General features: G+C 30.7%; 16 protein-coding genes and 1 pseudogene. 1 reads left to right on the top strand and 16 read right to left on the bottom strand.

What is annotated here, in order from left to right; translation table 11 throughout:
* Positions 1 to 50 precede the first annotated feature (50 nt).
* The 14 genes from DDD_RS16330 to DDD_RS16270 form a co-directional block, all read right to left on the bottom strand.
* A complete protein-coding gene (locus DDD_RS16330; protein WP_015364066.1) occupies positions 51 to 1,040 on the bottom strand; it encodes a TlpA disulfide reductase family protein in 990 nt (329 codons plus the stop codon).
* 212 nt (positions 1,041 to 1,252) lie between these two features.
* Positions 1,253 to 1,639 (bottom strand): DUF6122 family protein, encoded by a 387-nt coding sequence (locus tag DDD_RS16325; protein WP_015364065.1) that lies wholly within the window; start codon positions 1,637 to 1,639, stop codon positions 1,253 to 1,255.
* Between the two features lie 202 nt (positions 1,640 to 1,841).
* Positions 1,842 to 1,925 carry a hypothetical protein gene (locus tag DDD_RS18425; protein ID WP_407635540.1) on the bottom strand — a complete coding sequence of 28 codons (84 nt, stop codon included), beginning with the start codon at positions 1,923 to 1,925 and terminating at the stop codon, positions 1,842 to 1,844.
* A gap of 178 nt (positions 1,926 to 2,103) precedes the next feature.
* Positions 2,104 to 3,225 carry a peroxiredoxin family protein gene (locus DDD_RS16320; RefSeq protein ID WP_015364064.1) on the bottom strand — a complete coding sequence of 374 codons (1,122 nt, stop codon included), beginning with the start codon at positions 3,223 to 3,225 and terminating at the stop codon, positions 2,104 to 2,106.
* Positions 3,226 to 3,227: 2 nt separating this feature from the next.
* Positions 3,228 to 3,806 carry a helix-turn-helix domain-containing protein gene (locus DDD_RS16315; protein WP_015364063.1) on the bottom strand — a complete coding sequence of 193 codons (579 nt, stop codon included), beginning with the start codon at positions 3,804 to 3,806 and terminating at the stop codon, positions 3,228 to 3,230.
* Positions 3,807 to 4,232: 426 nt separating this feature from the next.
* Entirely contained in the window at positions 4,233 to 4,736 is a 504-nt protein-coding gene (locus tag DDD_RS16310; protein ID WP_015364062.1) for a hypothetical protein, read from the bottom strand.
* A gap of 270 nt (positions 4,737 to 5,006) precedes the next feature.
* Positions 5,007 to 5,741 carry a DUF6090 family protein gene (locus DDD_RS17420; protein ID WP_015364061.1) on the bottom strand — a complete coding sequence of 245 codons (735 nt, stop codon included), beginning with the start codon at positions 5,739 to 5,741 and terminating at the stop codon, positions 5,007 to 5,009.
* Between the two features lie 162 nt (positions 5,742 to 5,903).
* Entirely contained in the window at positions 5,904 to 6,980 is a 1,077-nt protein-coding gene (locus tag DDD_RS16300; RefSeq protein WP_015364060.1) for an alpha/beta hydrolase family protein, read from the bottom strand.
* Positions 6,977 to 7,627: an SdpI family protein gene (locus DDD_RS16295; protein WP_015364059.1), complete on the bottom strand. Its 651-nt coding sequence runs from the start codon at positions 7,625 to 7,627 to the stop codon at positions 6,977 to 6,979. The genes DDD_RS16300 and DDD_RS16295 overlap by 4 nt, the downstream gene beginning before the upstream one ends.
* A 3-nt stretch (positions 7,628 to 7,630) precedes the next feature.
* Positions 7,631 to 7,885 (bottom strand): autorepressor SdpR family transcription factor, encoded by a 255-nt coding sequence (locus DDD_RS16290; RefSeq protein WP_015364058.1) that lies wholly within the window; start codon positions 7,883 to 7,885, stop codon positions 7,631 to 7,633.
* 597 nt (positions 7,886 to 8,482) lie between these two features.
* Positions 8,483 to 9,343, bottom strand: a complete 861-nt coding sequence (locus tag DDD_RS16285; RefSeq protein WP_015364057.1) for a DUF7281 domain-containing protein — start codon at positions 9,341 to 9,343, stop codon at positions 8,483 to 8,485.
* Positions 9,343 to 13,050, bottom strand: a complete 3,708-nt coding sequence (locus DDD_RS16280; RefSeq protein WP_015364056.1) for an ATP-binding protein — start codon at positions 13,048 to 13,050, stop codon at positions 9,343 to 9,345. Before DDD_RS16280 ends, DDD_RS16285 begins: the two co-directional genes overlap by 1 nt.
* Complete coding sequence (locus DDD_RS16275; protein ID WP_015364055.1) at positions 13,034 to 13,606, bottom strand: condensin complex protein MksE; 573 nt, start codon at positions 13,604 to 13,606, stop codon at positions 13,034 to 13,036. Before DDD_RS16275 ends, DDD_RS16280 begins: the two co-directional genes overlap by 17 nt.
* A gap of 6 nt (positions 13,607 to 13,612) precedes the next feature.
* Entirely contained in the window at positions 13,613 to 14,809 is a 1,197-nt protein-coding gene (locus DDD_RS16270) for a hypothetical protein (RefSeq protein ID WP_015364054.1), read from the bottom strand.
* A 944-nt stretch (positions 14,810 to 15,753) separates the two neighbouring features.
* On the opposite strand from DDD_RS16270, the pseudogene DDD_RS17770 reads away from it, so the two are divergent.
* Positions 15,754 to 16,795, top strand: a pseudogene (locus DDD_RS17770) (IS110 family RNA-guided transposase).
* Positions 16,796 to 16,946: 151 nt separating this feature from the next.
* Here DDD_RS17770 and DDD_RS16250 read toward each other — a convergent pair.
* The gene (locus tag DDD_RS16250; RefSeq protein WP_015364051.1) at positions 16,947 to 19,955 is read right to left on the bottom strand and encodes a hypothetical protein; all 3,009 of its coding nucleotides are present in this window, start codon (positions 19,953 to 19,955) and stop codon (positions 16,947 to 16,949) included.
* 68 nt (positions 19,956 to 20,023) lie between these two features.
* Positions 20,024 to 21,580: an IS1182 family transposase gene (locus DDD_RS16245; protein WP_015364050.1), complete on the bottom strand. Its 1,557-nt coding sequence runs from the start codon at positions 21,578 to 21,580 to the stop codon at positions 20,024 to 20,026.
* Positions 21,581 to 21,713 lie beyond the last annotated feature (133 nt).

The following is a 21,713-nucleotide window of genomic DNA, read 5'->3' as shown; positions in this document are numbered from 1 at the left end:
TTGTCATTAAGAAATTAGAATTGTTACTACTTATGTAATCGCAACAAGAATTAATTCAATAGCTCCTTTAATTTCTTATTCAACTCTTCTCCTCTCAGATTTCTGTCAATGATGACACCATTTTTATCAATCAGGAAGTTGTCAGGTATTGCATTGATTCCATAAATCATTGAGGCTTTGTTTTTACGATTTAGATCGCTTACTTGAGTCCAAGGCAGTTTATCTTCTTCAATTGCTTTTTGCCATCTCGTTTTGTCCGTATCTTCAGATACAGCAAAAACTTCAAAGCCCTTGTCCTGATATTCCTCATAGGTTTGAACCAGATTAGGATTTTCTTTGCGACAAGGACCGCAACTGGAAGACCAAAATTCTAACAAGACTAATTTCCCCTCAAATTCTGATAATCGCCTGCTTTTTCCAGTAATATCATTCATTTCAAAATCCACATATTTTTCACCGATATCTGGATTCTTATTAAGCTCGATGAATGTTGCGATTCCTTCACCGTATTCTGTTGACTTGTTTTCAGGGGAGAAATGATCAAACAATTCTTTAGTTTTTTCTTTACCCCAAGTAGTAGCATAAACAGATAGGATGTAAGCACTATGAATGCTGTTAGGATTATCTTCAATAAATTGAATATTCTTATTTAATCTCTCTGGTCTGGTAAGCTCTTTAGTTTCATCTCGTAGCTTTTGAACCAATTCTTCTTCTTTAGAACCAGTTACTACTGCATATTTGAAGTCAGTATTTAAGGCGTCAAAAGTCATTGGTTTATTTTCTATCCATAAAAACCTATATTGAGAAAAGTCTTTTGTTCTCAATACTACTTGTAATGGTGATTCTGAAATTACCGTATTGAATTTAAAAGTATTATTCTCAATTTGTGTAGAGTCGATTGTTTTGTTTTCCACATCTAAATAAAGAACTGTTCCATTTTTAAGCCCTTTCGTTTTACCGTTTAGCGAAAACTCATGAGCTGGATTTTCATTGCAGGAAATTAGTAGTAAAACAATTATTCCTAAAAGTAATTTTTTCATATTTAGATTATTTGTGCTCTGTTACCTACAAGAAGTTAACACAGCCTTTCACACTTTTTAAGTTCACGAGATGTAGCATCTAATTTAGTAAATAAAGAGAAGAGTAGGAAATTTACTTTAATTGTTCAAGACCAATTTAATAAAATGAGTTTCCACTTTTAAAATTTAAAAAGTCAAATAACCAAACTCTTTTTTTTCTAAACGCTGTTGTTTCAAATTCCTAATAGATTTGATACTGTCTTCAAAAGTTCTATAGCTGATGAGTCTTTTAAACATTCTTTGCAGTTAGCATACATCATCATACAATCTATAAAATCTGTCAACATGTGAAATAAGAGTCCAATACCAATTATTTTAAAAGGTTTGCGGAAAAAGAGCAATCCCACATAGAATATCATCGCATAATAGGTATGTAATGGATGAAAATTGATACTGCACCTATTTGCTTCAAAAATAGGGTCAGCAACTACATGGTCTAAATCTACTAACATGGTAGCAAGCAGTATGAGATAGACATTTTTCCAATCCTTTTTAAAAAACACAAAAGCGATAAAAAACGGAAACCCTAAATGTAAAAAGTAGTGTATAAACGTTTGCATAGGTCACATAATTGAAATTGGCTTTTGATAATTAATAATTACTGAATTTTTTTGGATGCGATTTTCTATGTTTTTTAAGGCTTCGTATCAGTACCATTTACAAAAAGGTCTTAACAGTTACTAATTGCATTGTGTCCGGTACCTCGCGGGCTATATCTAATGCATTTATTACAGATCAGCGCTTTTCATCTTGATAGGCATTTCATTTGGAATGAACAGGATAAAAATATCCCTTATCGAGCATAGGGAAAGTATAGTTTTTCGCACATGGGTCAAATTGGTTCAGGATATCCCTTGCTGAATATGGTTGTTTTTTATTTATATCCGTGACAAAGGTTTAGTCTATAATTTCGTTGCATGTTTATGTAACAAAATAAACAAATAAATCACAGTTAGACAGTCCACGAGGACTTTAGTATCTAGGCTCGAACTAGCAATGAATCTTATTCGGTGTGGTGCTTATATTATTTTTCATTTATTATTTTTAATAGTTGTTCCAATTTAGGATTTATTGCCAAAATTTTCCCTTCATTATTTATCAGAAATTGAGCTCCACCAGAATTTGCTATTCCATATTTTTCCCAAATTTGATTTTTATCAGATACTTCGATAAAGTTTTTCCAAGGATAATCTAAACGATTTATTGCATTTTCTGCTTTTTCAATTTCGTTAATTCCTCCAATGACTCCAATTATTTTGGCATTTCTTTTTATTATCGAATAGTTCTGCTTTAATAATTTACTTTTCCTTATGCAAGGACCACACCAAGGTGACCACAAGTCGAGGATGATGAATTTATCTTCTTTAAGTAATTCCGACAGCTTTGTAGAATTACTTTCTTGATCTATTAGCGTGACATCAACAAATAATTTCCCAACTTCAATTTCATCAGATAGATTTGCATATAAATTAATTGCTCTTTCAATAAGAGGATGGTCGTATTCTTTTTTTAGATAGAAGCCTTGATATTCTTTCAGAATCTCTGGCGAAATCATCATTTGATTGGCGTTTTTTAATAAGTAAACATATTCGTTTAATCCAAGAATACTCTCATCGTTCAGAAAGTAATTATGCTGAAATAATATTGCTTCTCTATTTAATGAATCTAATCTTGATTTTGCTTCATTATAAGAATCGGTACCTTTTTTTAATTGAAATATCCTTCCATAAATTTCATTACCTATGTTTGAAAACTTTTGACCGAATTGTAATTGATATTTTATTTTTCGCTCTCCAAGATCATCTCCAATTATTTTGTTTTTGTGATATTCACTCGTTGGATATATTTCAAATTCTATTGTTTTGCTGTTTGGATAAAAAATGATTGGTCTCCAAGCACCTTTTTTAAGGTCGCTTTTATATACAATAGAATATTCCTCAATATATTTATGTTTCAAGACATATTTAAAAAGTTCTTCTTTTTGTACAGGTATTTCAATTCCATTATATCTAAAGTCTTGAAATGCTTTAGCAATTATTAAGGTATCTATATCTATGTTTTTTATAAATCCTCTAATTTCTGTGGTATTTTGACCTGAAAGAATAACTGTCGAAAGTATTAACTTAATTAATATTAATTTTTTCATTATTATTTTCTTATTAGAGGTAATGACGGTCTGAATTTAAAATCTTGGTTTTTACTAATCCTTATTGTGTTAGATATAATAACTATAAAATTATAGATATATAATATTATTATCGGCGAGAAGAGCACTAATAGAGAAAGAAAATTCCATTCTGAACCAGATTTTACAATTAACAGAAAAAGAAGAATAGTCGTAAAGAAAAATGTCCAAGTAATTTGAAAATTTAACATAGATACTCCTAATTCATTTACGCTTTTAAGCTTATCCTTTTTTTGCATCCACATTGTAAGAGGAATTATTATTCCTAGTAATGGGAAAATTAGAAACCAAAGAGCTGATAGGCTCATTGACCTTAAATAGCTTTGATCTTCTTGTATTTTCCAATCTATGATATCATCAGGCGAAGTATTTAACGCAACAGCCAATCTTCTTAAAGTGTCGCCTCTTGGAACGGTTTCATCGTTTTCAATTCGTTGGATGGTTCGTAAACTTAAACTAGATTCTTCAGCCAACATCTCTTGGGAAAACCCCTTTCTATTTCTTAATTCTTTTACTCTTACTGATAAATTCAAATTATTCATTTTGATATATTAATTCGATGTAAAAGTATTTTAGTTTCATTCATTTGGCAACGCCTAGTCTATGACATTTTTACGTCATTTATGGTATTATGTTGTTTATGAAGTGTTTGTAATAAAACGAAACTCGTTAAATCCGATTCAAATATATTCTTTATCTTATTATTGGCATTGAAATCATGACTTATAACAAGGAAGCTTGTCGACATACTAGATTCAAGTAACAGCAAGTTTGCAGTTGATGTCTCGCTTTCGCGAAAGCGAAATTATTAAAAGTAATTTTTTAAATGTTAACATAGTAATCTTTATGCGGTACAAAATTGTGAGATGCAGAAAATAATCTGTATTAAAATATAGTTCTACAAACAGTTAGTATTCACCATAAAAGTCACAAAGTAAATCTTAGGTACTAGAGAAGGTCATTTGTGGTTATTTCTTGTCCCACTCGTCAAACCATTCACTGCCCGGAATTTTTGCTACTACTACCAGTTTATTTTTATAAACCCAACTCCAAATGTTTGGAAACCCCTGAATGTTTGTTCTCCATTCTGTTTGGTTATAGTTGGGCTGCCCAAATAGCAAGGTAGCGGCGTTTTGAGCTTGCTTCTCGTTTTGATAATTAAGAATAATTTCATAAAGCGGTTTGTTCTCTTTATTATCAAAGTAGTAAGTGATCATAGGTATTTCTGGCAAGTTAGTTTTTTGAGAGTATATGAGTCTAAAGTTAGTATTACTCTTGGTTTCTAGTTTGAGGTTGTTTCCAACTATTTTCTTGAATTCGGCCAAATCAATTCCAAAGTATATTTCGGAATTTATTTCTGACGGTAATACGTTACAAGTTTTACTGCTTTCGTTTTGAGCTGTAACCGACATACATATTGCAAATAATAGGATAAGCAAGAGGTTTTTGATAGGTTGATGTTTTTTTTCCATTTTAAAAAGTTTTAAAATAATAGAACTCTAATGATTTATTTTGAGTTTTATTTGTTGTTGTAGCAACTTAATGAATTCGTAATAGTTGCGTGTTTGAGATTTCTAAATTAAAAAAATATAAGAAGAATAAAAATTTTATGTATCGATATGGTGAGAATAGGAATCAAAAAAAAGCTCCAGAATCAACCAATTAATTCTATGATAATCAAAGCATTGTATCTGGAATTATAAGAGGCAGACATGTTTTTTGAAATTATTATATTAAAATTCTTAGGCTTTTTCTAATTTATTTAATAACACAGTCGCATCTACTTTATACTGTTTTAATAAAGGCAAATAGTTTTTAATAGCTATTAATTTATAAGTTATCACCTTATTTTTAAACCTTTGATTTTTAGCAAAAAAGTTTATTGCTTCAGGATTATATGTACCATTCATAAAGTCATTATACCAGGGGAACTCTTCAAAAAACTTTATATTATTAAATGATTCTTCTTTTAATTTATCGAGCACAATGTTTGCAGACTCTTTGATCGTATAAAACTCGAGAATTTCATTAGTCAATTCTTTATTGTTCTTTGCATTAAAATCATTAAATGTTTTAAGTAGTTCAAAACCTTTATCTTTTATTTCAAATGGTATATAAGAGTTGATATCGCCTTGACAGGGAATACAATCCAAATAATTATCTGCAGTAATCGAGTCTAAAAGAATGTTTGAATATTCTACAGTAACCATTTTTTCAAGTCTATTTTGTAGTTCTTGGTACTCGATTATTATTTCATCTATATCTGCAAGGTCTGACTTTAAGTTTAACCTAACTTCATTGTAAATATTACTAAGTTGGTTGTCACTTTTTTTATTTTCATTCAAATTATTAATGTGCAATGCAATTAAAATTCCAATAACAACAAGTATGATCTCTCCAATTGCGTAAAACACATATCTACCTAATTTATTTTCAAGTAGAGTTTTCAGTCTATATTTCCTTAAGAATTTTATCATTTATGTGTAGTTGGTTAAAATGAAATCAATAGTTCTATGTGCACTTGATTATGCATTTGTTGAACTAATTTAGCACATAAAAACGAAATGGAAATAACTAAGCATTTAACAAGCAACGACAAATAATTGAGCAGTGAAGTATTTATTTTCCTCTACACTTTATTATTTCGTACGTTGTTTAATCCATTTTGTTATTATTTCCAATGCCTTTGGAGAGAAGGTCTGTTCAATAGTAGCGTACTCGTTAGGTAATCCTGTTTCACTTTCTTGAAATAAATGATTCAAATTTTCTAACTTTTGGGTTGTAACATCTTTGTTACCATTTTCCTTCAATAGTTTTTCAATCAGTTCAAGATTTTCTTCTGCAGGCACTTGTAAATCATTTGATCCATTAAGCGCTAGAACAGGACATTTAGTGTTTCTCAAGGATGTTTGTGGATCATTTTGAATAAAATCTACCAGCCACGGTAATGACAATTGTTGGGAAAGGGTTTGAATTTGATTTTCAGGAAGCATGGCACCAAATAATTCGGTAAAATAATTTTTTAATTCCGTTTGTAACTGGATTTTATCATCCTTTGATTTTAAAATAATCTCATATGCTCCTTTCATATTATTTTGTCCTTGTGTAATTCCTATTTCTGGAACGCCCATTTGCCGTTCTATTTTCTCTTTTTGTAACAGCATCAATTGATCACCTCTCATTCCAGCACCAGAAAGAATAACAATAAACGAAACATCGGTATTATTATTAGCTACGATTGGTGCAATTGTACCACCTAAACTATGACCAATTAATCCGATTTTAGAAGGATCTATCTCACTTCGAGTTTTTAAGAATTCTAAGGCACTTTGAGTGTCATTTACAAACCCAGCAAGTCCTGTTTCATTATAATTACCTTCAGATTCACCAGTTCCTCGATCATCAACTCTTAAAACTGCAATTCCTTGTTTAGTTAGATAATCAGCTATAACCAGAAATGGTTTATGGTTCATTAGTTCTGAATTTCTGTCTTGCGGTCCACTGCCACTTATTAAAATTACCGCAGGGAAATCAGAGCCATTTTTTGGATAAGTAATTGTTCCCGCAAGAGAAATGCTGTCCAGGTTATTTTTAAATTTCACATTTTCGCTTATATAATCAAAAGGCTCTTTAGGTTCTTGAGGCCTATTATTTTGAGCATATATAGGGCACGAAATTATCGTTAGGATCAGAAAATAAATAAGTTTAGTTTTCATTTTACTTGTGTTTTAAGATTTTGAAATTTTAAATAGGAATAGCCTACAGGGACGATAGTTATCACAGCAGTGATCGCAATAAATAGTATCATATTTGTTTGCTTTTCAAATAATAAGCTTGAAACTATAACTATCAATCCACCGATAAACCACATTTTCCCGCCTAATTTGTGAGTTTCCTTCCAGACCGTTTCATTTTCTAAAGTCCAAGGAGTCCTAATTCCAATAAAGTAATTTGCTTTAATTGTTTTAAAATAATTACCTAGAATTACATATAAAACTCCGATGAACAGTATTATATAATTTGGATTTGCAAAAGATTCATTTTTTGCTGTGTATATAATAAATAATGCTAAGATTGACATAAATGTGGTCATTAAAAATTTGATCGCTTGAAGTTTGTTTCCCATTTTATTCAATTTCTTTTTGGGATCAATTTTAGGAACAACTAGAAAAATTAAATAAACGAGAAGCGGCAATAAAAATGGTATAATTAGCAACTCCGCTTTGTCACCATATCTGTCTACTTCTCCTTGCATATTCCAATGCATAGGAATTTTTTCTGGCAATTGATTCCAGACATAAGCCAAATAAATAAAAGGTAATAATACAATTGCTATAATGGGTAATTCTTTTTTTAGGTCCATCATTTATTTTTTTAAAGTTAGTATCCAGCTGATCAAGTCTTCTAATATGCTTGTGTTTAATGAATATTCTACAAACTGCCCTTTTTTCTCGCTTGTTATTAAATCTGCTCTTTTTAAAATATCAAGATGATGTGAGATACTAGGTTTTGATATGTTGAATTGTTCTGCGATTTCTCCAGCATTCATATCTTTCTCTTTTAATAACTCAACAATTTGTCTACGAGTTTCATCATTTAGAGCTTTGAATAAAGAATTCATTATATTATTTAGGTATTTAGACAAATATCTAAATATTATATTGATTCTCCTAATTTTATTGAATTTTAAGTAATGGGTACATGTTCTAGCTCCTTATTAAGCAAATCGAGGTGCAGGTGAACATGAAGTATAAAAGCTACAGAAGTGTTTTTAATAGGGTAGTATGATTGCCAAAATAGAATTGATTTATTAGTAACTAGCTTACTAGTTACTTAGACCTAGTATCATAACATCGATAGAAAATCTATAATCTGTCAAACGATTTATTCACTTGAGTACGCTTTCGCGAAAGCGTAACAAGATAAAGACATAAGTAATCTACAAGTATTCATCAGAGTAGCCAGCAAGCTCGTAAACTAGCCTTTGCCATAGCCAAATCAGGACTCATTTACGATGATTCTTACAGAAGTAGTCTAGTGATAAAATAAAGCAGATTTTACTTGTTTTTTACCACAGTACTTTGTTGTGCATAGTGCTTTTCACGTTCTGCTAGGTTTTCCGATGTTTGTTATTTACTTCGGATTGAGCGTTGGCGAGACATACTCTTTTACAGTTTTGGTGATGCTTGGATGGTGAGACTGTAAATGTGTATGGCTTTTAGCGTTGGCTATTCGTGTTAATATAATATTCTTGGTCTAAGCCTTTTTTTTCTTTTTTTATTAATTCAATTAAATCTAAAACTTTTGGCTCTTGTATATCGTCTATCTTAAAATTTATTCTTTGTTTATCATATCGTTCTCTATTTCCTTTTTTCAAATCAATTTTAATATTTTCAGGAATAAACAAGGACGCTTTTTCCGATAAGTGTTTCTTATATTCATTTATATAAATTCCAATTCCTGCGATATCGAAATCTCCAAAATGCATATAATTATTTGGAATAGATTTCATCCATTTTATAAAGTCTTTACTTTGGTTCTGTGGATAGCGTGATATGAATAAAGGATTGACTTTATTAAACAAGTATTTCTGTTTGTTAATTTGACTAAAATTTTTTGTATTCTCAACTCCAACAACTGTTACCTCTTTGGGAATTTTAAATGATTCATAGTCATAAATAAAAATAAAACTTCCTTTTTGAGGATTAATTATTATTTGTTTGTTGTTTAATTCAGCTGTTATAGAATTATAACTATTTACTAAAAATCCTTTAAAAGCTCTTTCATTTGAAATCTTTGAGTCTGTTGTGATTTTGGTTGATTCTGCACGCGTAGCATTTGGATTCTCTTTTAATGAAATATAGCTATATACATCAGTAATCTGTAATTGATTTGCAAGAAATGTATGCAGTCCTTTTTCATTGATTAACTCTAGCGACTTTTTATGCTTTCCTTTTCGATAAATAATATTTTCAGCAACTAAAGCATCTATTAGACTACTTTTAGCCAAACTATTTGGAATTGATTCGCCATTGATTAGCTTTACTAACACTTGTGCTATTTTTAAGCTTAACTTCATTAATTAAGAACTTTAGTGTTTACTTTTTTAATCAATCTGTTAATTTTAGTAATGTATTTTTTAGAATTAGTTTTAGACTGTTCTTTGGCTAATTTATAAGTGTATTTATAATCTGTTGCATTTTGACTTGTTGGCGAACCATTGATGAGTAAAATATTTCTTTCGTTGGCAAATCTCAAAATTCCTTTTTGATTAGTAGGATGAAGTGTTCCTATTTCATCCATCATACAATGAAGCTTAAAATCTTTAAATTTCTTTGAAGCATCAATTTTAAAAACATTCAATAACGAAATATTAATCATTGCTTTAACTAAAATATCTGTGCCATTACTTCCTACATTAGAAAGCTTCTCCACCCGACCAGAGTCGTTATCGTTTTCTATGATTCTAAATTGTAGGTCAAAAGATTCGGATAGCGTTAAATTTGTATTTTTTGATTTCTCTAACTCTTTTACAAGTTGCTTCAGTAGGTCAACTGCTTTTTGATTTTTTGTGTTACTTTCTGAAGAGGTAAAAAGATTTGATTCTCCTAAAACTAAACTATTTTCATCATTAAACTCTTTTATCTTAATCAATAATTTTACGATGGGATTTGAACTTTCTAACGTTCTTATTTCCATTGTCTTGATAGCTTCTATAAAGTTTTTGCCTAGGAAATCATCATTTATTTTTTTAATTATTTTTTCAATTTCGCCTTGTTTAGAGTTCAGCTCTGTTGTTTCTCTGCCAATTAAATGAATTATGTGTGCAAACCTATCATTCACACGTTTTTCATATTCTTTAATTTTATCTTCTTCAATAAACTCTTTGAGCTCGAATGCAAAGCTTAGAAAATCGTCTTTTGTAATTAATTTTGTTTTGAAGCTAAAAATATTAGTTTCATTAAAGTTCCCATTAAATAAGTTAACGGCTTGTCTTAGTTCTTCATAAGTGCTTAGACTTTTTGAATGCTTATCAATAATTTCTTTGATTAATGTTGTGGCTTTCTTCTGTTCATCAAAATCAGCAATAGGTTCAGGAACTTCGTAATAGCTTTTAATATTTAGAAATGCATCTGAGAGCTTAAAACTTTCAAAATCCTTTAAGTCATTATCAAATTCATTAATTTGAATTTGTATTGACTTAACAAATTTTTCTTGTTTAGTCCGTTTTGTGTTGACTTTATTCAGTTCAATTTTATGTTCATTGATTATTGTACTTTGTTTTTTCTCTAAACTTGCCTTATCAACTTTTAATTGAGGTACATTGTCAAAGAGTTCTCTTTTGTCTTTATTGTATTCTATAACAAGTGTTTCGTTCTCTTTTATGTACTCTAGGTCTGTTTTAATTTTGCTTAATCTACTTTCTATATGGCTAAGCCTTTTTGTATCAGCTCCTTTGTTTTCTAATTCAGAACTTTGCTCTTTCTTCAATTCTTGAATTCGATTATCAAATGCTGATTTTGCCTTTGAGATAGCACTATTTATTTCAGAAACTTTCTGATTCTTAGTTTCTTCTAAAACTTTAAGCTCCGTGTCTCTTTCTTTTTCTTTTAAGCTTTGTTTTCGATTTATTCCTTTCTTAATGTTTTTTAAAGTTTCTTCAGCTTTTAATTTCTTTGATGCAAATTCATTTAAATTATCTTCTAATTTTTGAAAAACAGCTTCTTTTTCTGATTTTGCTTTTAAAATCCATTCCTCTAAATCAACCTTATTCTTTTTAAACTTCGCTTCGTTTTGAGAAATGGCATATTCGTTTTCTGCAATAGCCTCATTAAGTTCTTTTAGTTTTTTACCAAATTTAATCTTTAGCTTACTCAAGCTAGTTTCTTTATTCGTACTAAGCTGTTGAATAGCATTTTGGATTTCATTAATCTCATCATTGTAAACCTCAATTTCTTGCTGATATTCTTTTACGGATTTAATCCTGTTTTTTAATGTATTTAAGTTTAACTCTATGCCAAATAGAGTAGAGGAATTAGTATCTATCAATTTAGGATTCAATTCTGTGTTGAAGAGTACATTGTCTTCATCAATCACTTTGCCTATGGTACTTTGCCAATCACTAATGTTATCGTTTAACCAACCATAAAGAGAAGGTTTGCTTTGTTGAATTTTGTTTTCGATATTCTCAATTTTCAACCTTAGTTTTTTACTTTTTTCGTTTTCTCTTTCAACTGATAAATTATATGTGTTTTCAACTTCTTTTGTTTCTAATTCCCATTCTTTACGAATTGTTTTTGTTTCGTTTGTGGCATTTAGAATGATGTTTTTCGAGTTTGAGATTTTGTTACTAAGTGTTTTTTCATTGGCTTTAAATTTCTCAATTTCTGTTAAAAAAAAGGTTTTATGTTTTAATTCTGATTTGCTTCTCTTTAGGCTGTATTCATTTTCTTTTATTTTTTCTAAGTCATTAGTTGCCTTTTCTATCTCATCTTTGTTTTCTTCATTAATTTGACTTATTAATTTCTGGTAAGTATCAAATATTGAAGATTTATGCTCTCCAAAGTCACTTTTTATTTTAATGATATCTGAGTTCTGTTTGTTTGTAAACTCCTGCTGTTGGTTTTGAAGTTGTTTTATAAGAGCCTCAAATTTTTGACTAATTTCTGCAAATTTTGAGGTGAGTAGATTTTTTTCGTCTTCTAAAGTCTTTTGCTCAATAGTTAGTGTGTCTTTTTTTGAAACTTTTGAAATTATTTCTTTAATGTTTTGATTTTCGTATTCTGTTAGTTTCTGTTTAGCTTTTCCTAATTCTGTTGTAATTAGTTTTAAATCAGAAACGATATCTTGCTCTCTTCTACGATGTGTTTTTACTAAGTTTTCTCTTTTTTTTGTTATAACATTTAATTCATTGATTTCTTTGGAATAACTAGAATTTAAAAGCGGTTTTTCGTTTTCTATAAAATTCATTCTAGTAGCTAACTCATAAGCTAAATCCTTTGTTTCTCTTTTGAGAAAATTGTAAGCTCTATATCGGTCAACTATTTTATCAGCTTGTTTTCTAACAACAATCAGTCCTCTTCTGTTTTCTTTAAACCATATTTTGATATCGTTGATTTGCGTTTCAAAATCACGTAAATGATTTTTTGCATAATTCTCAATATCTATTATAAACTCCTCATCATTTAAAGAATTTATGATAGTATCTTTAATAAATTTTGCTTCAAGATTGGTGTTTAGAAGTACATTTTGAATAGTTCTTGGTATATTTTGATACTGCTTACTTTCCGCTAGAGCATACTTTTTAAATTCAGGTTTTAAACCGCTATTGTCCCCATAAATGATTCTGCGATATTCGTCATAACTTTTTATGAGTTTGGTATAATAAATTTCTTTACCAAATGCATTTCTGATACTGTCCCAACTTTCAAAAGCTTTATTGTTATTGTCAATAAATAATTCTCTGTTATAGGAAGAATTAAAAAATCGGAATGCAACTTTACCATTTACTTTATAGGCTAAAACACAAAAAGGGATGTTGTCTTTTAGTATTTCATAAACGATGTAAGAGTTCTGATACTGAAAGTAATAATCATCAAATCCTTTCTTTTGTTTCGGAATTCCAAGCTTGGTTTTATTAGCATTGTAAAAAAATAATATAGCACGAAGTAGTGTGCTTTTTCCTACGCCTTGCGTTCCAATTAAGTGAACATTTCCATCTAGTTCGATTTCAGCATATTGTACAGATGCACTATTTATAAAAACTATTTTATTCAGGTATCTCATTTTCTATTTCTTCGGGAATATTAATAGTTGTTATAATGTCCTTCAAATAATTAAAAGATGTAAGCACTTTGTAAGTTTCAGTTATCTCATTTTCTAAGGATATGAAATTATCTTTTTCTAGTTTTTCAATTATTTTTTTTATGCGTTCAGAATTAGTTTTTTTATCTCCACTTACTTTTTTAAGCTTTTCCAATTTCGTTTTTAAATCAGCATTATTTTTTAATTGATTTACAATGTCTGATGGCGAAAACCTAAAGCCGACATCAAAAGAGGTATCGAAAGTTTTAAAAAAGTCCAGAATATCAATCCAATTAAAGGCTTTTTCTAGTTTTCTATCTAAGTCAACATTATTTTCTTTTCGACTGAAATAATAATATTCGTTGCCTTGCTCTAATATGTAATTAATTTGATAAAAAAATTCGTGTAAGTCTTCAAAAGTTTCCTCATCTTCTAAAACTTTGTAAAGTTTTTTAATGTCATCATCAGGACTATTTGAACAGATAAATTGTCCCTTGCGAAGCACGTTAAAAATTTCTGATGTATATTTTGTAATCATTGAAATTTATCTTGAAAATACCATAGCATATTCAATGCCATTGGTGGTTTGGTAGTTATCTTGTATTTGTAATTCTTCTTCATACTGAGAAATAATTTGACAAAAAATAGTGACTCTTTCATTAAATTCTACCTCTTTCAAAAAGTCATAGTTTAAAATAAAATTGAATAAATTATCGCTTGTTGCAATGAAACGGTTTCTTAGTTCTTCTAGATTTACCATTATCTCTTCTTCAATATTATTGTCAAGATAATCATTAGAAATACGCTCTGCCATTTCTGGTTTAAAAAGTAGTCTGTCTCTATAATTTTTAGCAATTCTCTTAATTGCATTAAAAGCTCGCTCGTCTTCTCTAAGAAAGTCAATAGATAAGTTTATAGATTCATTAGGTTTTGTTTCAAAAATGACTTCATTTTTGTTTGAAACTATCTGTTTGATGTTAGTTTCTGCTTCTATAATAAAATTGTCTTTTAAGTATTTCAGTTTTCTTAGCTTTTCTAAAAATTTTCCTTGTTGTTTTATTTGGTTTAAATAATCAATTATTTGTTTTTCTATTTCAATTAGGTTGTGTGAGCATTCTCCTAGCTGATTTTTTAGTTCAATAATGATTCTACCCAATTCTTCGTCTAGAGCTCTATTAAAAAAGGTAAGTTCTTCCTCATTAATGAGTAAAAGTGTTTGTTGTATCAAATTTGTTACTACTGTTCTTTTCTCATCAAGATTTTCTAGTTTTAATTGTTTGTTTTTGTAATTCGATTCATTCTTAAAGGTATTCTCAATATTTCGTCTCATATCCACCACACTTCTAAGTGTGATAAGTCCCATATTTCGAAAAGTTTTTTTAATAAATCGTAAGTAAGCGTATCTTCTGTTTTCGCTTGACTCATTTAAAAAGTAAACAATGTTTTCTTTTATGTTTTTTATATTTTCATCAATATATGAGAGGTTTATTTCTTCACTCACATACAGAACTTGCTCAAAAAACTCCAGAAATTGGCCATCAAGTTCCAAAAAATCTCCATTTTGTCTAATTACAGCTTTTTGAATTAATAAGTCAATACGACTTTCTTCATAATCAACAAGTTCTAAAGCATCATTTAATTTGTAGTCAATAGATTTCCTTTTGCTGAACATTTCAGATATTAGTTTTTCCTCTCTTTTTAAAGCGGTTACTAATTCTTTTATGTCATTGAAGGTGTTCATTTCTTTGGTTTTGAGCGTTGGCAAGAAACAGCTCTTTTATTTTTTTTAGCGTTGGCATTTCGCGTGGGCAAAAAAATAAATGTGCTGTTTGTGCGTTGGCGTTTTTAGTTCAAATGTTCAATTTTAGCACGATTTCCGCATTATTCACAACGGTAAGGCTATGATTCGTTTCACGCATCAACCCTTACCGTTAATTCTTAGTTGATTGCTCTAAAGATATTACTTTGATCTAAATTACTGTCTTCTCTTTGAAATGAATTATCGCTAGTGTTGTTAAATGTCAATCATTTGCCACTCGTCAATAAATGAAAATAAAACTTCATAAGGAATCTATGCCCTTTATACCTGAGTATAAGGGACGTTGATTTCTGTAAGATCATTCTGTAGCTGTCATAATTTCAGAGTGTTAATGCGTATTTCTATTCTATTTACGCTACCTTTTACAAGTTGTTTGTACGTTTTTACGTTCTGAAAACACGAGTTTTCAACGATGCAATCGAAACAACTTGATAGGCTAGCTACATCGTAATATCCAGCATAATACTGCTCAATTAAACCCAAGCTCAGAATAGGATCGATGAATTTCAATGTTGCGAAATCGTTGATTTTTTTCAACGGTTAGTATAAGAATAGTAGCGGAATTATAAGCACTAACTTTTCGTAAAGCAAGATACTTAATTAAATACAAAAGCGGTTCAGGTAAGCACCTAAACCGCTATTTTTTATATACGTCTTTAGTTTGAATCTTATTAAATTTAGATATAAATAAGAAAGAACAAAAGAGAGGAATAAGGTTATTATATACGCAGAGACCTAGATCTCGTCAACATTGAAAATCACCTCTCTTTTTCTACACAGATTTCGTACAGTTCTATGAGGCTTTTAGACCTCGATTTTAAGTCGTTGAAACTCGCGTAGGTAGACCTTTCAAAAATCATTTAGTTATGAATAAAGATATTAAATTTTATGGAATTGATATCAGCCATTTAGTCTTTGATGTTACGGACCATTGTGGAGATCATTATCAGTTTAAAAACTCTCCTGCAGGATTCAAAAAGTTTGTAAAACTCTTAGATCACGATAGTCATTGTGTAATGGAAGCAACAGGATATTATCACTATCAATTAGCTTATTATTTACTTGAAGAAGGTATCAAAGTATCGGTAGAGAATCCATTATCAGTAAAACGATTTATACACTTGTCTCCGACGAGTTACGCTTTCGCGAAAGCGTGACGAGAGGAAGACATTTGTCCAAAATAAAGACCGATAAGAGTGATTCAAAACTAATCTGTGAATATGCAAAGCAGGTTGAATTAAAGCTCTGGAGAGGTAATTCTAAGCATCAATTAGAGTGTCTTCAAATGACTAGACTGCTTGCTGTGTATACAAAACAAAGCACAGCGCTTAAAAATAAACTACATGGAGAATCGGTACTAGGAAATCCAAGTAAAGCAGTTGTAAGCTCTCTTAAACGTAGTTTACGACAAATTAAAAAAGAGATGGAAATGCTAGAGGAAAACTCCAGATCTTAGTTAAAGAAGTTCATAGCGATGTGCTATCACGATTAAAAACGATACCAGGAATAGGAAAGAAAACAGCGCTGATGCTAGTGGTTCTAACCGATGGATTTGATCGATTTACCAGTGCTGCAGAATTATGTAGTTATGCCGGATTAACACCAGTGATAAGAAAGAGTGGAAGTAGTGTAAAAGGAAGAAGTAGGATCAGTAAAATAGGAAATCAAAAATTAAGAAACCTATTATTTATGTGCAGCTTTAATGCGTGTAAATACAACAAGGCATGTAGAGAAATTTATGAGCGAATAGTTGCCACTTGTCTCCGACGAGTGAGGAACGATCGAGAGGAAGACAGGAGTAAAAAACTAGCCCTAATTGCTGTTTGTAATAAGCTGCTCAAACAATGTTTTGCGATTGCAAAATCTGGTAAACCCTACGATGAAACCTACGTTTCAAAATTAGGGTAGCTAGTAGAAATTATATAGAAATAAAAAGCTCAGAAATCAAATTACTGACTTCTGAGCCTCAAAAAATAGTGTCTAAATTTAATGAAGAAAAAGGTTGTTTTTTACCTCAGTTCTTTGTTAACCGCTTTTTTTCTATTTATAAACAGTTAAATTAGTTCTTTAACTTAAGATAATTATTTTTAAACCAGTTGAGTTTATTTAACGAATCTGCTAAATATGGTTCCGCATCATTTGGTTTTAGTTTTTCACATCCGTTTAATGACCTGCTAATAGTCAAATCTATTCTATGTTTAATTAAAAGACATATATAGTCCTTCCAACTATTAATATTTAATTTTACTGTTTTGCTATCTATTTCAAGTAAAAATGTTTCTGATATCTCTTCTAATTTAATTTTTAAATTCTCTTGTTTTTCAGTTAGTGCAAAAAAATAATTTTTATCAAAAAGCCTTTCAAAATCAAAATCAACATACGTTTCGTCAATATAGTCTATAACAAATGGATATATAGAATCCGAGTTGATGGTTTTATTCAATTGTGAAAGTAATAATAGACTTGTACCTATGCCATTTATTTGTGCATTTTGTTTATAATGAATATCATAAGCTTTTTTGAGTAAGTCATTTTTTTTCTTATTCACATATTCAAGAATAAGAACCTTAGCGAAATCACTAAAACTTATAGAATCGAAATTTTCAATAATTATATTAATATCTTGATTCGTCTTGTCTATATAGTGAGTTTTTACAATCGATTTCCAATTAGTAAAAAAATTGGTTTTAAGTGAATATGTTTTAGGCGTACTATAATATACCCAATGACTGTTTTCTGTGATACCTGATCCAAATGATAGATAATCGGCATCTTGTTCTTCAGTTTTACATATGGCAACTTTTTTGTAATTAATCTTTAAATCTTTAATAGTACCCTTGTTACCTTTATGGTTTAAAATTAAATCTCCAAATTCTATTTCAAGTACTTTATTCCCGATTTCTCTTCCAACTAACTTTTCATTTTTTTCAACTGACCTTTTCGCCATATTAACAGGCGTAGTTCCAATCTCTCTTATTCTTTTTATTAGACCAAAATCTAATAACACGTCAAAATAAACTTCATCGAATTTGTTGTCAGTAAAATCAATATTATTGCCGATTAATGGATCTGCTTTAAAAAAATAGCTTTCTGGAGTTAAGCTTAAATTCTTCAGCCATTTTTTATTTGAGTTTGAAAATAAAATACTTTCATCATCATTCAAGGTTTTATAAAGGTTTGCAATATTTGAATGATGGTAGCTTTTATATTCTTGGGATTTAGAAATAATAACTTCTAAATTACTATACTGATTTAATAAAGAGATGGAGTTTGTTACATAAATTTCAAACTCTTCAATTAGCTGCCTAGAGAGTTTTTTATTTAATTTGCTGAGGGTGAGCCATGACGTAATGTTTTGACAAGCTAAGTATGATTCTAAAGGATGATATATCTCTTTTTTCGACTGAACAATTATTTTTTCTGGTGAAAAATTATAAGCAGCTGGAATCAGTCCAACTTTGTCATATAACGATACTTTAGTTAGGTAATTGAAAGATTCGTATGTTTCTTTTTTAAGTAAATTTCCATCTAAATTCCCATCTATATAATTGGTGAAATAATTTTCACTAAGATGATTACTAAAAGCATTTCTTAAAGACCTAATCTCATTAAACACATCTTTAGTAGTCATTATTGATGAATCGTCAATTAGTTCATCCTTGAGATTTAAATTATTCGTCTTCAACTGAATATAATATCTGTTTCTTTGGACTTGATCTATAGATATAGATAGATCATTTAGTTCTCCGGATATAGATTCTAACCCCTTAAGTACGTTGTAAGAAAGGGAGTCGATTTTTGAGGATATTTTGTGTAGTTCTACAAGTATTTCTATTTGATTATAATATATATCATCTAGTTTTTTGTTAATAGTTTCTAGCTGAAAATTAATTTGTTCAAGGGCTTTTAACACATAATTTTGAAACTCTCCAGTTTTATTCTTTGAACTAAGTAAAACGGAGGCAATTTGAATACCTACGGCTCCCCAACCCATCGGACCTAAAACAATTCCTGTCGCCATATACTCGAATCCTACATTAGTCAATATTGAAAGTATTTCTGCCTCTTTTGGCGGGAATACTGAATTAAATAAGACAGAAGTTAAACGCCCAAGACTTTGATAGAAGGCAACTTTCTCTTTAAGTTCTCTTTGTTGAACTGATTTTTTTTTGTTAGATCTTTCAATATATTCAGTTATCAATTCTGTTTGTACTTTTCCAACTTTTTCAACATATCCTTCTAAAAATTTTTTAAGGCTATCTTCATTAAGAATTATTCCGCCATTAGATAGTTTCTCTCTAAGAAAATTTTGAAAATCACTTTCAGCTTCAGTCGTTCCAGGAGTAGGCAGTTGAAATGTATTCGAATCTTGGCTCAGATTGATACTACCAACCTTGAAAGTATAATCGTTGGAGTTTAAAAATTTGTTCGAAGGGTTATTCTTAACAAGATTTACCAAATGGTTACTTGAATGTTGTAGAGCTTTATTAGCGCGATTGGTGTTCCCTACAAGCTGAGTGCCTGCAAATGAAGTGAAGCCAGCATTTAATAAAAAAACAGGACAAGTAGTTGCGACAGCAGGTACGCCTGCTCCATATGGTACTGCTGCTATAGAAGCTGCACACGCTACTCCACTGAAAATGGTTGAAGTTAGGCTATAACCAAAACTTAATGCATTCATTGCACCTACCCAATCTGAAGTTGAATTATTTATTAATGAATTTCTGATATCTTCTTTCGAAACTTTAGTTCTACCTATTCTTCTTTCATATCTTGAGATTTTTTTGATTTGTTTTTCCTGATTGTAATTTCTGAATTTATCATCTGAAATTTTAGTTGAAACTTTATAAAGCTTATTGTAGTTTTTTTGAAGAAGGTTTGGGTCTGCATTTAAAATTTGAGTTACATAATTGAATTCTTCAACGTTCCTACGAACTTCTTCAAATAATTCAAGTTGATCAATACTAGCCCCATTAACATTATTTGCTAGCAATTCCAACGGATTTAAACCTAAAGAGATTGAAAGTAGAGAAATTGCTTTAATAAAACTTCTTCTATCGTGTTCCATATGATGAAATTATTTTTATATGTTTTTTAATTGCGGTTAACGTCAGTTCGTCTCAAAACTGCGTGATTTCAGTTTAAATATACGTTAGAAAAGTGAAGTGAATGGATTTTGAGAAAATGAGTTGGTATAATTATTTTAGGTTTGAAAAGGCTTAAAAATGCTGATAGGAGCTTTAAAATGGCTTTATAGGTTTGTTTATTGAGAATAAAGGCTCGTTTTCCTTGTTCTTTTATGATGTTTAGGATTCTTTTGAGGTTGTATGCGATAGCGATGAGTCCAAAATCTGCACTGGCGTTCTGGATTCCTTTTTTAGTGATAATATGATCAAAACCCCATTGGCGCTTTATGGTGCCATACGGATGCTCTACGGTGGCTTGTCTTTTTTTATAGATTTCTGGTTGTTGTTGTACTCGTTTAAAATTAGCTTCTATGTACTGTTTGTATTCGCTACGCTGGACTATTTTACCGTTTGCTTTTGATGTGGTGCATAGCGATCTGACTGGGCAGCTTTTACAGGCGCTACTCTTATATTGCTTAAACTTATAATTACGTGCTTTGTACCAGTTTCCATTGCTTTTAAGCTCGTGACCTTGCGGACATTGATAGCTGTCAGATGCTTTATCGTATTTAAAATGTTCTACGTTATAAGCTGGATCGGGCGCTTGACTTTTACGTCCTATAGCTGGTATGGCTACTAGGGTATCGATACCTAAATCGTGTGCTGTTTTAAACTCGCTGCCCGTGTGATAGCCTTTGTCGTAGAGAGCGGTGAATTGGTTGGTTTTAAGGATGGATTTTGCTCTGCGCAGCATGTTTCCCATCGCTTTTTTATCATTCTCGTTAGTAACTTTATAATCTAGGAGTACTTTATGGTCAGCATCTACCGTGGTTTGTGCGGTGTAGCATACTTCTGTGATCATCCCACGAGTGATTTGGTGCCTACTATCTGGATCGCTGGTGGACAACTGCGGATTTTCGGTCGTGGTATCTTCCTTCAGCGTTTTATTGATTCCTTCGTATCGCTTGCGCTGTTTGTTGTGCTTGTCGATTTGGTCTTTGTGGTCTTGCTTTTCTTTATCGTTGTCCGCTTTTGCAAGAGCGGTATTATGCTCCTCTAATTTTTTATCGATGTACTCGATGTGTCGGGCTACTTTTTTGAGGTTGTAATTGTTTTTCTTGCTGTTTTGAGCTCTGAGTTTAGTGGAGTCTCCAGCGATTAAGGTGGCGCCTATCAGGTTGTGGTTTTGGGCGATACTCACGGTGGCTCTAAAGACGCGTTTAATGGCTTTGGGGTTGTTTTTTCTAAACCTAGAGATGGTGTTGTGGTCTGGTTTGAGATTGCCTAGCAACCAGATGAGCTCGATGTTGCGATTGCATTCCAGTTCTAGTCTTCTAGAGGATCTCATGCGGTTCATGTAGCCATAGATGAAGAGTTTGAGAAGATCTGCTGGATCATAAGATGGTCTTCCTTGAGATGCTAGTGATGCAAAGCCTAGATGTTCTAAATCGAGACTGTCTACAAAGGTGTCAATAGCCCTAACGGTATTATCAGCGGCAATCATGTCATCTAGGCATGTGGTGTATAAAGTGAGCTGACTGCGCGACTCTTTTTGCAAGTATTCCATATATAAATATCGTAAAAATCGATATAAATATCAAGCAGAATGGGAGAGTTTTGAGACAGTCTGACGTCTCTGTATATGGCTCGTAGCGTGCAAATTATCAAATTATTTTCGGATTGAGCATGAGCCGAATTTT

The organism is Nonlabens dokdonensis DSW-6, assembly GCF_000332115.1.
In the GTDB taxonomy this organism is placed as follows: domain Bacteria; phylum Bacteroidota; class Bacteroidia; order Flavobacteriales; family Flavobacteriaceae; genus Nonlabens; species Nonlabens dokdonensis.
This window is presented reverse-complemented; position numbering and strand designations above follow the sequence as displayed.

Excerpts from the sequence above, each read along its gene's own strand:
- DDD_RS16330 (WP_015364066.1), bottom strand. The coding sequence starts at position 1,040 with ATGAAAAAATTACTTTTAGGAATAATTGTTTTACTACTAATTTCCTGC.
- DDD_RS16325 (WP_015364065.1), bottom strand. The coding sequence starts at position 1,639 with ATGCAAACGTTTATACACTACTTTTTACATTTAGGGTTTCCGTTTTTT.
- DDD_RS16320 (WP_015364064.1), bottom strand. The coding sequence starts at position 3,225 with ATGAAAAAATTAATATTAATTAAGTTAATACTTTCGACAGTTATTCTT.
- DDD_RS16315 (WP_015364063.1), bottom strand. The coding sequence starts at position 3,806 with ATGAATAATTTGAATTTATCAGTAAGAGTAAAAGAATTAAGAAATAGA.
- DDD_RS16310 (WP_015364062.1), bottom strand. The coding sequence starts at position 4,736 with ATGGAAAAAAAACATCAACCTATCAAAAACCTCTTGCTTATCCTATTA.
- DDD_RS17420 (WP_015364061.1), bottom strand. The coding sequence starts at position 5,741 with ATGATAAAATTCTTAAGGAAATATAGACTGAAAACTCTACTTGAAAAT.
- DDD_RS16300 (WP_015364060.1), bottom strand. The coding sequence starts at position 6,980 with ATGAAAACTAAACTTATTTATTTTCTGATCCTAACGATAATTTCGTGC.
- DDD_RS16295 (WP_015364059.1), bottom strand. The coding sequence starts at position 7,627 with ATGGACCTAAAAAAAGAATTACCCATTATAGCAATTGTATTATTACCT.
- DDD_RS16290 (WP_015364058.1), bottom strand. The coding sequence starts at position 7,885 with ATGAATTCTTTATTCAAAGCTCTAAATGATGAAACTCGTAGACAAATT.
- DDD_RS16285 (WP_015364057.1), bottom strand. The coding sequence starts at position 9,343 with ATGAAGTTAAGCTTAAAAATAGCACAAGTGTTAGTAAAGCTAATCAAT.
- DDD_RS16280 (WP_015364056.1), bottom strand. The coding sequence starts at position 13,050 with ATGAGATACCTGAATAAAATAGTTTTTATAAATAGTGCATCTGTACAA.
- DDD_RS16275 (WP_015364055.1), bottom strand. The coding sequence starts at position 13,606 with ATGATTACAAAATATACATCAGAAATTTTTAACGTGCTTCGCAAGGGA.
- DDD_RS16270 (WP_015364054.1), bottom strand. The coding sequence starts at position 14,809 with ATGAACACCTTCAATGACATAAAAGAATTAGTAACCGCTTTAAAAAGA.
- DDD_RS16250 (WP_015364051.1), bottom strand. The coding sequence starts at position 19,955 with ATGGAACACGATAGAAGAAGTTTTATTAAAGCAATTTCTCTACTTTCA.
- DDD_RS16245 (WP_015364050.1), bottom strand. The coding sequence starts at position 21,580 with ATGGAATACTTGCAAAAAGAGTCGCGCAGTCAGCTCACTTTATACACC.